This is a genomic window from uncultured Dokdonia sp., assembly GCF_947492815.1.
Lineage (GTDB): Bacteria > Bacteroidota > Bacteroidia > Flavobacteriales > Flavobacteriaceae > Dokdonia.
In genome coordinates this window covers 1-14,195 of the sequence record NZ_CANLOB010000001.1, presented here as the reverse complement: position 1 = coordinate 14,195, position 14,195 = coordinate 1, and the positions used below count along the sequence as shown (strand labels likewise).

At 34.3% G+C, this 14,195-nt stretch carries 14 protein-coding genes; 9 read left to right on the top strand and 5 right to left on the bottom strand.

The genetic code is table 11. The annotated features are described in order from the left end of the window. The 7 genes from Q1A01_RS00070 to Q1A01_RS00040 all read left to right on the top strand — a co-directional run bounded on the left by Q1A01_RS00070 (window position 1) and on the right by Q1A01_RS00040 (window position 5,733). Window positions 1-789: a transporter gene (locus tag Q1A01_RS00070; RefSeq protein ID WP_299674146.1), complete on the top strand. Its 789-nt coding sequence runs from the start codon at window positions 1-3 to the stop codon at window positions 787-789. Window positions 790-792: 3 nt separating this feature from the next. Beyond that, window positions 793-1,710 carry a zinc ABC transporter substrate-binding protein gene (locus Q1A01_RS00065; RefSeq protein ID WP_299674143.1) on the top strand — a complete coding sequence of 306 codons (918 nt, stop codon included), beginning with the start codon at window positions 793-795 and terminating at the stop codon, window positions 1,708-1,710. A 105-nt stretch (window positions 1,711-1,815) separates the two neighbouring features. Further along, window positions 1,816-2,550: a metal ABC transporter ATP-binding protein gene (locus tag Q1A01_RS00060; protein WP_299674140.1), complete on the top strand. Its 735-nt coding sequence runs from the start codon at window positions 1,816-1,818 to the stop codon at window positions 2,548-2,550. Between the two features lie 35 nt (window positions 2,551-2,585). Next, window positions 2,586-2,954, top strand: a complete 369-nt coding sequence (locus Q1A01_RS00055) for a four helix bundle protein (RefSeq protein ID WP_299674137.1) — start codon at window positions 2,586-2,588, stop codon at window positions 2,952-2,954. 50 nt (window positions 2,955-3,004) lie between these two features. Next, window positions 3,005-4,117 carry a metal ABC transporter permease gene (locus Q1A01_RS00050; protein ID WP_299674134.1) on the top strand — a complete coding sequence of 371 codons (1,113 nt, stop codon included), beginning with the start codon at window positions 3,005-3,007 and terminating at the stop codon, window positions 4,115-4,117. After that, window positions 4,117-5,277 (top strand): metal ABC transporter permease, encoded by a 1,161-nt coding sequence (locus tag Q1A01_RS00045; RefSeq protein WP_299674131.1) that lies wholly within the window; start codon window positions 4,117-4,119, stop codon window positions 5,275-5,277. The genes Q1A01_RS00050 and Q1A01_RS00045 overlap by 1 nt, the downstream gene beginning before the upstream one ends. Before the next feature lie 51 nt (window positions 5,278-5,328). Further along, window positions 5,329-5,733, top strand: a complete 405-nt coding sequence (locus Q1A01_RS00040) for a hypothetical protein (RefSeq protein WP_299674128.1) — start codon at window positions 5,329-5,331, stop codon at window positions 5,731-5,733. 11 nt (window positions 5,734-5,744) lie between these two features. Here Q1A01_RS00040 and Q1A01_RS00035 read toward each other — a convergent pair whose 3' ends face one another. From Q1A01_RS00035 to Q1A01_RS00015, 5 genes are all read right to left on the bottom strand, one after another. Continuing rightward, entirely contained in the window at window positions 5,745-5,978 is a 234-nt protein-coding gene (locus Q1A01_RS00035) for a hypothetical protein (protein ID WP_299674125.1), read from the bottom strand. After that, a complete protein-coding gene (locus Q1A01_RS00030; protein ID WP_299674122.1) occupies window positions 5,979-6,122 on the bottom strand; it encodes a FeoB-associated Cys-rich membrane protein in 144 nt (47 codons plus the stop codon). 56 nt (window positions 6,123-6,178) lie between these two features. Beyond that, window positions 6,179-8,278, bottom strand: a complete 2,100-nt coding sequence (feoB, locus tag Q1A01_RS00025) for a ferrous iron transport protein B (protein ID WP_299674119.1) — start codon at window positions 8,276-8,278, stop codon at window positions 6,179-6,181. A gap of 4 nt (window positions 8,279-8,282) precedes the next feature. Beyond that, the gene (locus Q1A01_RS00020) at window positions 8,283-8,513 is read right to left on the bottom strand and encodes a FeoA family protein (RefSeq protein WP_299674116.1); all 231 of its coding nucleotides are present in this window, start codon (window positions 8,511-8,513) and stop codon (window positions 8,283-8,285) included. An 88-nt stretch (window positions 8,514-8,601) separates the two neighbouring features. Continuing rightward, window positions 8,602-9,243, bottom strand: coding sequence for an SCO family protein (locus Q1A01_RS00015; protein ID WP_366520076.1), 642 nt, complete (start codon window positions 9,241-9,243; stop codon window positions 8,602-8,604). A 222-nt stretch (window positions 9,244-9,465) separates the two neighbouring features. Here Q1A01_RS00015 and rseP point away from each other — a divergent pair, with 222 nt between their 5' ends. Together rseP and Q1A01_RS00005 are read left to right on the top strand one after the other, a co-directional pair. After that, window positions 9,466-10,776, top strand: coding sequence for an RIP metalloprotease RseP (gene rseP, locus Q1A01_RS00010; RefSeq protein ID WP_299674110.1), 1,311 nt, complete (start codon window positions 9,466-9,468; stop codon window positions 10,774-10,776). 821 nt (window positions 10,777-11,597) lie between these two features. After that, window positions 11,598-14,195, top strand: a 2,598-nt coding sequence (locus Q1A01_RS00005; RefSeq protein WP_299674107.1) for an Ig-like domain-containing protein, incomplete at its 3' end; no start/stop codon positions are given.

Genomic DNA, 14,195 nt, shown 5'->3' with positions numbered 1-14,195 from the left:
TTGAAAAAATCAATACTTATAATGTGCCTTTTTGGCTTTAGTATACAGCTAGTAGCTCAAGAAACTGAAACAACACCAGAATTGGTTACAGATCGTCCTGATGCTACAGAAGCGCCTACAGTGGTGCCAGTAGGAAGTTTACAAGTAGAGACGGGAGCATTCACGACATCTTTTGAAGATAACGGTATAAAAGAAGAGGTTTTTACCTATAACACAGCCTTATTACGTTATGGAATTTTAGATAATCTAGAATTGAGAATAGGATGGAATTTTGAGGAAGTAAAAACAACTATTAATGGAATGGAAACAAATGATGTTGCAAGTGGTTTGTCTCCTTTATTGTTTGGAGCTAAAGTTGCTATAAGTGAAGAAAAAGGATGGTTTCCAGAAATAGGATTAATTGGTCATGTATTCTTGCCATTTACAGCTAGTTCTGATTTTAAACCAGAATTTACAGCAGCCGATTTTAGATTTGCTTTTAATCATACGTTAAGTGAGCGTTCAGGTATTGCTTATAATCTAGGAGGACAATTAGGGGGAGAATCTGCTGAGTTTGCATATATATATACATTGGCCTATGGGTATTCAATTACAGATAAATTAGGGGCTTATGTAGAGGTGTATGGAGATCTACCTGAAGATAGTAGCGCTAATCATTTTTGGGATGCTGGACTTACATATGCGATTGCACCACTTATCCAATTAGATGCTACTGTAGGGCAAAGTATTACAGAAGGGCAAGATTTACTACTTAGTGCTGGAGTTAGTTTTAGAATAGATAAAAAATAAATAATGAATAGTAAAAATATACTTGTAATTCTTTTCGCTTTAAGCGTATTGAGTTGTAAAAATGAAACATCAACAACCAATGATCGCTTAAATGTAGTCACCACTACAACCATGATTACAGATCTAGTAAAAAATGTAGGAGGTGATATGATAAATGTTCAGGGACTCATGGGTGCAGGTGTAGATCCACATCTTTACAAAGCTAGCGCAGGAGATGTCACAAAACTTTCTGGAGCAGATATTATATTTTATAATGGACTACATCTAGAAGGAAAATTGGTAGAAGTTTTTGAAAAAATGGGATCAGCTACAAAAACACAAGTAGCATTAGGAGAGCGATTAGATAAATCAACATTGATAGGATCTGATTATTTTGCTTCAAACTATGATCCGCACGTGTGGTTTAATATTCAATACTTTAAACAATTTGTAGAAGCAGTTGTCGAAGTACTCTCTGAAAAAGACCCTAAAAATAAGGAGCGTTATGTCGCAAATGCTAAAACCTATTTAGAGCAATTAGATGCTCTTGAAAAAGAAGTGAAAGGAATTATAGAAACACTTCCTAAGGAAAAACGCATTTTAGTGACAGCGCATGATGCCTTTAACTACTTTGGGAAGAGTTATGATTTTAATGTTGTAGGATTACAAGGGTTATCTACTGCAACAGAAGCAGGTGTAAAAGATGTGCAGCGTTTGTCTCAATTTATTATAGATAATGATGTGAAGGCTATTTTTATTGAAAGTTCGGTGCCAAGACGCACGATAGAGGCGCTAGAAGCTGCTGTAAAGGCAAAGGATCATGAAGTGGTAATAGGAGGGTCATTATACAGTGATGCATTAGGAGATGCAGAGACTATTGAAGGCACCTACATAGGAATGTTTCGATATAACGTACATACGATCGTAAATTCTCTGAAATAGCATATACACGCTTTCGCGAAATCAAACTTGCGAGACCTGCCTGCTGGTAGGTTCATGACCATAGGGAAAGCGAAGCGCTAAAGCAAATAATGAAATAATAGATAAATGAAAAAAATAGCCATTCGTGTAGATGATTTGACGGTAGCTTATAATTATAAACCTGTGCTTTGGGATATTGACTTAACGGTTCCAGAAGGGGTTTTAATGGCTATTGTAGGTCCTAATGGAGCCGGAAAATCTACCTTAATTAAGGCAATATTAGGTATTATAGACCCTATTGCAGGGAGTGTTTCTATTTATGATAAGCCGTATAGTAAGCAACGCAAGTTAGTAGCGTACGTACCTCAAAAAGGGAGTGTTGATTGGGATTTTCCTACCACAGCACTTGATGTGGTTATGATGGGCACCTATGGACAACTAGGATGGATAAAACGCCCAGGTCAAAAAGAAAAGAAAGCTTCACTGGAAGCGCTAGAAAAAGTAGGAATGCTTCCTTTTAAAAACAGGCAGATTAGTCAGTTGAGTGGTGGGCAGCAACAACGTGTTTTCCTTGCAAGAGCCTTAGTGCAAAATGCATCTATCTATTTTATGGATGAACCCTTTCAAGGGGTAGATGCAACAACAGAAATAGCAATTATCAATATTTTGAAAGAATTACGTAAAGCAGGAAAAACCGTAATTGTAGTGCATCATGATTTGCAAACCGTACCAGAATATTTTGATTGGGTAACATTCTTAAATGTAAAAAAGATAGCTACCGGCCCTGTGAAAGATATTTTTAATGATGATAATTTGACAAAAACCTATGGAATTAATTATAAAGTAGCGGTTAATCAGTAAGTAGTCTTTAGTCGGTAGATAGTAGAAAGTGAAATATGGAAAAACCTAAATTTAAGTTTGAAGATTTAAAAGTAAATCAAAAAGCATTAGATTTTGTAGATTATACATATGTAATAACGAAGAAATTTCCTAAAGAAGAAGTCTATGGATTATCTTCTCAATATAAAAGAGCTTCAATTTCTGTTCCATTGAATATTGCAGAAGGTGCTGGTGATACAGACGCTCAGTTTAATCGTTATTTGCAAATGGCATGGGATTCTGCAAAAGAATGCGTTGTATGTTCAAGTATTGCTAGAAGGCAGGATTTTATAACATTAGAAGAAGATGACGAAGCAAGAATAAAGCTTACAGAAATTGCAAAGATGACAACATCCTTAAAGAAGTATTTAAGAAAGGATAATTAATTTATAAAAAGACTAGAGTCTAAAGACCACAAACTATAGACTATTAAACAATGGAAATCAAAGAATATTTTAGTCTCGTGTTTTCAGATTATACCTTGCGTACTATTACACTTGGTACAGCTATTCTTGGCGCTATATGTGGTATGTTGGGAAGCTTTGCAGTACTACGAAAACAAAGTCTTTTAGGAGATGCTATCTCTCATGCAGCATTGCCAGGTATTGCATTGGCATTTATTATTACAGGAACAAAAGACACAAACTTACTACTCATAGGAGCGCTTGTAAGTGGTTTAATAGGTACCTTTTGGATTCGAGGAATGATTACAAAAACACACCTTAAAAGTGATACCGCATTAGGACTTATCTTGTCATTGTTTTTTGGGTTTGGGATGTTGTTATTAACCTATATCCAAAAACAACCCAATGCAAATCAAGCAGGTTTAGATAAGTATTTATTTGGACAAGCAGCCACGCTAATAGAGAAAGATGTAACGCTTATGGCAATAGTAACAGGAATATGTCTTGTAGTGCTTTTGTTATTTTGGAAAGAATTTAAAATATTACTGTTTGATGCAGATTATACAAAAACACTAGGATTTAATACGCGATTTATAGATATACTGATCACTTTTTTTATCGTATTGGCTATTGTGTTGGGGCTTCAAACTGTAGGAGTTGTCTTAATGAGTGCTATGTTATTAGCTCCTGCCGCGGCGGCACGACAATGGACTAATAAACTAAGTGTGATGATTGTGCTTGCAGCTATATTTGGTGCATTTTCAGGGGTGTTTGGAACTGCTATTAGTGCAAGCCAAAATAACTTGTCTACAGGTCCGGTAATTGTGTTAGTAGCAGCTGTGTTTGTGTTGTTTTCATTTATTTTTTCTCCCGGGAGAGGAATTCTTTTTAAACAAATTAGGTTTTGGCAAAATAGAAGAGACTTGAAACTTCAAAAAACATTGCAATTTATGTTTGATATTGCCAAAACGCACGAAGATATATCACATCCTCATGCCATTAAAATATTAAATAACTTTCAAGGATTTACAAGAGGATCGCTTAAGAAAATGGAAGAAAAAAATTGGGTAGAAGTAAAAGGGCAAAAATGGTCTTTAACACAAGATGGTTATAGTGCTGCCAAAAATTTATATACTCAAGAATAATGACAGGAACACAACTAGAAATACAATTAATCGCAGCTATCGTAGCCATCGCATGTGCAATTCCGGGGGTGTTTTTAGTATTGCGTAAAATGGCACTTATTAGTGATGCAATAAGCCATTCTATATTACCAGGTATTGTGATAGGCTTTTTTCTAACAGAAGATTTAAATTCTCCTTGGCTTATTTTATTGGCAGCAGTTACTGGAGTCATCACAGTTGTTTTAGTAGAGGCAATACAAAAAACAGGCTTGGTCAAAGAAGATACAGCTATAGGGCTTGTTTTTCCTGCACTTTTTAGTATAGGTGTTATTCTAATTGCACAAAAAGCAAATGATGTTCACCTTGATACAGATGCAGTATTACTAGGAGACCTTACGTTTGCTTCTTTTGACCGTATTAGCTTAGGAGACATAGATCTTGGCCCTAAATCATTATGGGTTATGGGAATTATTTTAAGTATCACTATTGGATTACTTGTTTCATTTTTTAAAGAACTAAAGGTAAGTACGTTTGATGCAGGCTTGTCTTCAGCATTAGGGTTTTCTCCTGTTGTTTTGCACTATGGGTTAATGTCTGTGTCGTCAGTTACTGTAGTAGGGGCTTTTGACGCTGTAGGTGCAGTACTTGTTGTGGCTCTTATGATTGCACCAGCAGCAACAGCATATTTACTCACATCAGATTTAAAAAAGATGATAGGTTTGTCCATTCTTTTTGGAGTAAGTGCGGCCATTATTGGTTACTGGATGGCACATCTGTTAGATGCATCCATTTCTGGATCAATGACAACTGTATTAGGAGTTATATTTTTAATGGTATACCTATTTGCCCCTGATAAAGGATTGATTGCTGTGATGTATAGGCAAAAACAACAGCGCACAGAGGTTTCTTTACTTACATTCTTATTACACCTTAATAATCATACAGAAGAAAGTGAACGTCATATAAATCACTTGAATGAACATATTAATTGGCAAAGAGTACGGTCGCAAACCGTATTGGATCTTGCTCAGAAAAATAATATGATTACAATCACAGATAGTATTGTTGAATTGACCTCTAAAGGAAAAGAATTTACAGATCTTGCACTAGAATATATCATCACCAATAAAGATGAAAAGATAGAGCATATGAAAGATGATTTCTTCCTTTTTAGAGGATAAATCTGTAATATGGCATCGTTCTTGCCCTAATCATAACGTAAATTAAATATTATGAATACCCTACGCATACTATTCGTTTTTATTTCTTTTTGCGCTTTCGCGAAAGCACAAAATACATCACCTGCAATAGCCGTAAACCCTGTGTCTTATAAACTTGGTATTGGAGAACATCAACAAATCAATGCTGTAGAAATTACTTTTTTAGAAGTAATAGAAGATTCTAGATGTCCAAAAGACGTAAACTGTGTTTGGGCAGGGCAAGCAAAAATTAAAGTTCGTGTCAAAGAAAAGGGAGAGGAATCTATAGAAAAAGAGGTGATTTTTGATGCATCTGGAAAAAGTAACACCTTATATGTATCCGATAAATTTGTTATAAAAGCTGTGCGTTTATCTCCATATCCAGAAACAAGTACAGCTATTAGTAACCGTGTGTATTATTTAGAATTACAAGTATAGTATGCGTCTGTTTATGGAGCCTGTTTCGTTTGAATATAAGCTTTAATAGAAAAAAGTAATACAATCTCTATAGCAAATACAAAGATGCATAAGATAAAATGGAAGCCAAACACAAAATGGAGAATAAGTGCAAGAATAAGATTTCCTATAAAATAAGCTAAACCAACAGCCATTTCTTTAATAAAATTACTCTTGTCTTTTTTGAAATCAAGAATATATCCAATAAGAACAAAGAGTAAACCCATTTAGTGACAGCCACAATTACCATCGCCACATCCGTCTTTAGATTTTTTCTTTAAAAAAGAAGGTGTCCATATAAATTTTGATACCAAATAGCCAACAGCTAATAGAAAAATAGAAAAGACAATGATGTTTTGAAATTGATCCATAAATAATATGCTCTTTTAATAAATTCTCTAGTCTAGTCGTAATAAAGGAATGTTCTTTACTTAAAGACTTGATATGCTATTAAAGCAACAAGATACGCAAAAGCACTCATGACTCCTAATTGAAGCATAGGCCATTTCCAACTGTTTGTTTCTCGTTTTACAATAGCTAATGTGCTCATACACTGCATGGCAAATGCATAAAATAATAATAGAGATAATCCGCTTGCAAAATTAAATAGAGGCTTTCCAGTAATAGCATTCGTTTCATTTGCCATCCGCCTTTTGATAGTTTCATCGTCATCATTACCAACACTATAAATGGTAGCTAGTGTTCCTATGAAGACTTCTCTAGCAGCAAATGAAGTAATCAAGGCAATCCCTATTTTCCAATCATACCCTAGAGGTTTTACTGCCGGTTCTATAAATTTTCCGAGATGGCCGATATAACTCTTCTCTAACCTATAAGAAGCAATTTGTTTTTCTAAATCCGTTTTCGCAAAAGCGCCCTCTTCCATTTGAGCAGTCACGACAGCTTCTGCATTTGAAAATTCCTTTGTCGGGCCATAAGATGCCAGTACCCATAAAACTATAGAAATAGCTAGAATTATTTTACCAGCATCAACTACAAACGATTTTGTTTTTTCTAAAACATTAATAGCTACATTTTTAAACAACGGAAGCTTATAATTAGGCATTTCTATTACAAAAAATGATTTACTCCTAATTTTTAATGTTTTATTTAGTAACCAAGCAGACCCTATAGCAGTACCAAAACCTATAAGGTATAATAACATGAGTGTAAGCCCTTGTAGATTAAAGAATAAGAATGTGTCATTAGGGATGACTAATTCTATGATAATCACATATACGGGTAGTCGTGCAGAACAGGTTGTAAAAGGAGTCACAAGTATCGTAATAAGACGCTCTTTCCAACTCTCTATATTACGTGTTGCCATAATAGCAGGAATTGCACAAGCAGTTCCAGAAACAAGGGGGACAACACTTTTTCCACTAAGGCCAAAACGTCGCATAACTCTATCCATTAGAAATACCACGCGACTCATATAACCGCTTTCTTCTAGTATGGAGATAAATAAAAATAAAAAGGCTATTTGTGGTATGAATATGACGATACCTCCTAATCCGGCGATGATTCCCTCAGATAAAAGATTTGTAAATGCTCCCGGAGGAAGAGTGTCTTTTACCCATTCACTTAAAGAAGCAAAACTAGCATCTATAAAATTCATAGGATACTCAGACCATTTGAATAACACTTGAAATATGAGCATTAATAAGGAGAAGAAAATCACATAGCCCCAGACCTTGTGAGTTAAAACCCTGTCTAAGCGGGATCGTAAGTCTTTTGCGTTTTCAGAATCTATCGTTAATGTTTCTTTTAAAACATCGTTAATAAATTTATACCGTATAATCGTTTCTTTTTGCTGTAAACGTTTAAGGTTACTAACAGATTCTGTCTTGAAAGAAGCTATAGTGCTCATCTCTTTGCGTTCTATCTTTCCAAAATTTACATCTTGTGTAATGACAAGCCATAATTTATATAAGTCTTGATTAGGAAAAGCTTTGCGTAATCTGTCAAAATATTCTGGAGCAATCACAGAAGCATTTACACAAGGTTGTGTAGAAATGTTCTTGTATTCAGAGATAAGTTGTTTTAAATAATCGATTCCTTGGTTTTTTCGACTACTTATTAAAGCAATCTTTGTGTTTAAATGTTCCTCCATTTTTGGAATATCTAAACTGATGGCTTTACGTTTCATACGATCAGCCATATTAATAGCTAAAATAGTAGGAATACCAAGGTCTTTTATTTGAGTAAAAAGAAGTAAGTTTCTTTTTAAATTTTCTACATCAGAAATAACAACAGCAACATCAGGGAAATCTTTGTCTTTTTTATTGAGTAATAATTCAATAACAACATTTTCATCTAAAGAAGATGCATTAAGACTATAAGTCCCTGGGAGATCTAAAATATGTGCTTTTACACCCCTCGCTAGTTTACAAATACCTTCCTTTTTCTCTACAGTAATACCAGGATAATTTCCTACCTGTTGGTTGAGACCTGTAAGATGATTAAACACGGAAGTTTTTCCTGTATTAGGATTTCCTATAAGTGCTACGTTGAGTTGCTTTGCCATAAAGTTACGATGGCGTTTCTATTGAGATATGTAATGCAGTCTCTTTACGTATGGCAAGATGACTTCCATTTACATTAATATACATTGGATCAGAAAAAGGTGCTAATTGTAAAAGTTGTACTTCATTACCAGGAAGACAGCCCATCTCTAATAATTTAAGAGGGACTTTATCTGTAGCGATGTCTTTAATAATCGCTTTTTCTCCTTTTTGCAAATGCGCAATTGTTTTCTTCAATGCTTATTTAGATTAAATTTAAACAAGGCAAAAATACACCATTTCTGTTAAAGGAAAAAGATAAATTTTGTTAAGTAAATCGATGGGATTAATTAAATAGTTTTTCGACCCATCCTTGTTTAGGTGCATATTCCATTTTTAGGATTTCAATCTCTTCAAGAAGTACTTTTATAGCCTCTGGGTCTGTACCGTCATAATACCCTCGAATATATCCTTTTTTATCTATGAGCATAAAATTTTCTGTATGTACCATGTCAAGATCATCTTCTGTTCCGGGGATATCTTGAACAGCCAAATAATGTTTTCGTGCAAGCGTAAATATTTCTTTTTGAGAGCCTGTTACTAAATTCCAACGAGTATCATCAACCCCTTTTTGTAGTGCGTATTTTTTAAGGATATCTGGGGTGTCATACGTAGGTATAACAGAGTGAGATAATAATTTTATTTCAGGATCATTCTTGAGTTCTTGTTGAATTTCAACCATATGTTCTGTCATAATAGGACAGATTGTTTGACAAGTAGTAAAGAAAAAATCCGCTATATAAATTTTTCCTTTATAATCATCTTGGGTAATCGTGTCATTATTTTGATTAATTAAAGAAAAGTCTCCTATGCGTTGCTTTCTTTTACTGTCTTGTAAAGTAGAATCTACTAAAGCGCGGTTTAAATCTTTTGCTTTGATATATGTCAATCTCTTTTGAGGTTTAAGTTGACTATATATTAATGTCATAATAATGATCGATAAAGTGGTCATTGTTATGATAAAAATTTTATATCGCTTAAAAAAGTGTAGCATACAACTCATTTTTTGCAAAATTACAACTGGAATTTGAGTTCACATGCTTTTTTACCTTAAAAAAAAGTGAAAAGAAACGTACAATCGTGTAATTGCTTTCTTATGCGATGTGAAAAGATTACTTTTGTGCGTTTTAAATTTTGACTTACAACAGCCATGGAGCTATTTATACAGATATCACAATTTGTTCTTGCCATTTCTATTTTAGTGATCTTACACGAGTTTGGTCATTTCTTGCCAGCACGCTGGTTTGGAATTAAAGTAGAGAAATTCTTCTTATTTTTTGATGTGAAGTTTGCCCTTTTCAAAAAGAAAATAGGAGAAACAGTGTATGGAGTAGGTTGGTTACCTCTTGGGGGATATGTGAAAATTGCAGGAATGATAGATGAAAGCATGGATAAAGAGCAGATGAAAAAAGATCCAGAACCATGGGAATTTAGATCTAAACCAGCTTGGCAACGTCTTATTGTAATGGTAGGTGGTGTGACGGTAAATGTCATATTAGCTTGGGTTATTTATAGTACTATGCTTGTCGTAAATGGAGATACCTATATACCTGCAAATAATCTAAAGTACGGTATTGATGTAAGTGATGCTGGAGAAAGTTTAGGGTTTAAAAATGGAGATCAAATTCTAGCTATAGATGGTAAACCTGTTAAGCGATTTGATAAATTCCTGCCTATGGATGTATTATTAGGCGATGAAGTGACTGTTTTAAGAGATGATATAGAGATGAGTTTTCCTATAAAGGATACAGGAAAAAAACAAGTATTGAATTCAGATGGAGGACCTTTTATTGGCCCGGGATTTGCTCCTAAAATAGGTTCTGTTAAAGAAAGTAGTATAGCTGAAATGCTTGGATTAAGTGCTGGAGCAGAGATTGTTGCCATGAATAATAAGAAAGTTGATTTCTGGAGTGATGTTGAAGGTGCAATACAAGATAGGAAAGGAGATGTGCTAGAAATTAAATATAGACTTAATGGAAATTTCTATCATAAGTTTGCGCATTTGCCAAAAGAAGGAGCTTTTGGAGTTTATAGAGATGCTAATGGGTATTCTATAACAGATGAGTATAGTATTTTGGCTGCGATACCAGCAGGTTGGAGTGAAACAATAGGTGTTCTTAAAAAACAAGTAAAACAGTTTAAGCTTATCTTTAATAAAGAAGTTCAGGGATATAAAAATGTAAAAGGTCCTATTGGTATCGTTGATATGATGTCACCTACTTGGGATTGGACAGCTTTTTGGTCATTCACAGCTATGTTTTCTGTATGGTTAGCTTTTGTAAATATTTTACCTATTCCTGCTCTAGATGGAGGACACGTAATGTTTTTATTATATGAAATGATTTCTGGAAAAGCTCCTTCAGAGAAAACACTTGAAGTTGGTCAGATTATAGGATTCGTTATTGTAATGGGACTAATGGTTGTTATTTTTGGAAATGATATATGGAATTTGTTTAAATAAATTACACGCTTTCGCGAAAGCATGTAATAGTAAAACATTATATTAATTTGAATTCATATAGCTTTACCTTATGATTATGTTTTTTATTGTCTTTTTTAAGAGGGTTTAAATGCCTTTTTGAGAATTTGTTTAGCTAATGAGTGTCTTTTCTGATTAAGTTTATTAAAATAGCTCTATTTTAAGATTTAGGATTTTTCTGAAAAAAATAGAAGTTTCTTCTTGAATAATTCAAGTATACTATTTTTTACTAGTATTTTTTTAATATTTAATTTTTTACGGTTAAACCTATGATTTTTATGGTTTAGCCGTAAAAAAATGTATATTGTTAATAACTATGTGAATAAAATTATGTATTTTGCCGATGTTTTTAACCCTTTTGTCGACAATCGTTGATTTTTTAGGTCTTAAAAATTAGTTAAAACAGTAATTTTTATTTTAGCTGGATGATTAGAATGTTCATTCTTTTATATGGTTCCCTACTGTATAGAAGATCCCTAAATTTTGAATAAATAATAATCAAACCAAAAAAAAACTATGAATAATAAGGTAGCCCTCGCCTTGTTGTCAGAAGCATTTACAACCCTAAAAAGCATATCAAATTTGATAGTGCTATTATGGTATGTGTTTCTAATTTTTCTTCAACAACACAGTGATTTCTTTGCTGTGACTACACTTGGCTCTCTAATTGTTTTTAGTGAATTGATTAAAATGAATGCGTTAAAAAGGCTATTTAGCTGCTTTTTGCGTAGATACAATATATATACACCAACACACATCAAAATAATATACTTGACCTATTCAAGTATTAAAAGAAGAAGCGTATGAAAATCAATACTCGATTCTCAACCATTTTAAACAAAATTCATACTATACGTACGTATAGTGTGCTTTTTGTTTTAACATTGTTTGCGGTTATACCTGCTCATAGTCAAGAAACACCTATTTTTCCTAATAATCAAATATTAGTATCTGGTACTATAAACCAACCGGGTTCGGTTTATAGGTTCTCTGATGTTTCTTTGACGGTAAATGGAGGAACAATAGATGTAGATGCCCTTGTAACACTTGTTAGTTTCACGGGAACACCTACCGTAAATACTGTTGATGGAACAACAGCTATTATAAATAGATTTGAACCTTCAATAACGTATGATACAGCAAATGAGGCGGTATCTTGGAGTATACAATTTATTGTTGCAGATTCTTCAGAGCCTAATTTGGCAGATGCAATTCCAATACCTCTAGATTCTTTTACGATGGAGGTGATAGATAATGATGCAGGTGAATTTGTTATTGCAACTACGCCAGCAAGTTATGAATTGGAAGCAGGCGGATTTCCAAACTCTATTATAGTTGCAGGAGCACCTACGGGTGGAACGGTACGATTTGATAGTTTTAATGTTACAGATCCAGGTGTTAGTGAATTAAATACAAGGTCTATAATACGTTTGAATTATGTAAACACAAATACGATAGATTTTACATTAGGAAGAACAAATGCTGATCCTCTTACAACAAGACAAATCTCTATCGGATTTTTAGGAGAGGTCGTTTTTGGAACCCCAGCTGTTGTTGTTACTAATGAACCTCCAGTAGTAGTAGATAATTTTGATAATACAGTTGAAGTAAACTCTACAGGCAATACATCTATAAATGTTTTAACAGGCTCTTCAGATCCTGATGGTAATTTAGATGCTTCTACAGTGACTTTAATTGACCCTAATGATCCTACAAACATAGGAACAGTAGGGAGTCCTTTAGTTATAACAGGTGTTGGTACCTATGTAGTAGATGCTACTGGAAATGTAACATTTACACCTACTACCAATTATACAGGTCCAGCAAATATTAATTTTAGAGTTGAAGATGATCTAGGAACAGGTTCAAATACAGCCATATTAGAAATAACGGTAGTAGTAGATCCTTGTGATGCATCAGACTCTGGAAACCCTGATTTTGATGGAGATGATGTGTCTGATTTTTGTGATACAGACGATGATAATGATGGAATTTTAGATACAAACGAAGGGTTGAATTGTGCAACGACGGTTAATGTAGGTACAGCTCCTAGCGGAAATCAAAATAGCGCAGGTTTTATTAATGATATATATGATTTTGATGGTGTAGATGTAGATGTAACTACTGCTATTGTAAATGTAAATACACCAACAACGTTAACACAGTTATTAGTTGAAAATACAACAACCCTAAGGTTACAAGGAAATAATGTTGATGGCGGTGTTGGAGAAAGTGTGACGTATACTTTTACTTTTAGCGAGCCTGTCATAGATCCTCAATTTGTTTTTTCAGGGATAGATGGAGGTGATAGAGTTACTATAAGTGCAGTAGGACCAAATACCCCAATTGTTCAATTAGGTCCGCTTGAAAATAAAACAGCCTTAGATGGAGGTTATGATGGAGGAGCACTTCCATCTCAAAATCCAAGTGGAGCATTGTTGTTTGATTTTGATAATAATAACACAAATTCGGCGACGATTACTTCTTTTACAGCAGGTTCAGGTAATACATCCTTAAATAGCACAGATGTTCAAATCACAGGAGTAGTTACAAGTTTTAGTATTGCGACTCGTAAAGCAAGATCAGACGGAGATAATGCAAATACAGGAAATGTTACTTTTTTATTCTCCGATTTCGGATATTGTACATTTGATGATACAGATAATGATGGAATTGCAAATCATTTAGAGGAAGATGCAGATGGAGATGGATGTGATGATGTGTTAGAATCTGGAGGGACTGATGACGATGGTGATGGCATTTTAGGAGATGATCCTACTGTAGTAAATTCGACTACTGGTCAAGTAACAGGAGGAGGAGATGTTTCAGGAGGTTATAATGGTGTAAATGGTAATGAAAGTCAAGCAACACAGGTAGTTATTACTACTCAAGTTCCAGATCAAGCAGTAGTCTCTGGAGGAACTTCTTTTAGTGTAGCAGCTAGAGGAGATGAGGCAACTAGTTATGCTTCTGGAGCGCCTGTATATGGAACTGCAGGAAATGCAAATGCAGGTCTTCGATATGAATGGTATATAGGAGATCCAAGTGCAGGAATGCTAATCGATGGAACAGATGCCAACTTTACAACTTTTACGACAGCAACTCTTACGATAGGAGATGTTACTGGATTAGGAGGTACAGAATTTTTTGTAGTCGTTTCGCATATTGATAATGTATGTGTTGAATTAGAATCTAGCGGTTTCTTAATTGTTCCTATAACAAATGATGATACTGAAAGTGTTGATGAAGATACGCCAGTAAATATTGACGTATTAGATAATGACGTAGTTACTGGAGGATCTTCAGAAGTAACCGAGGTGACAGATCCAGCCAATGGAACGGTAACGATCGAGACAGATGGTACGGTGACCTATACGCCAGATCCTGATTTTAATGGTACA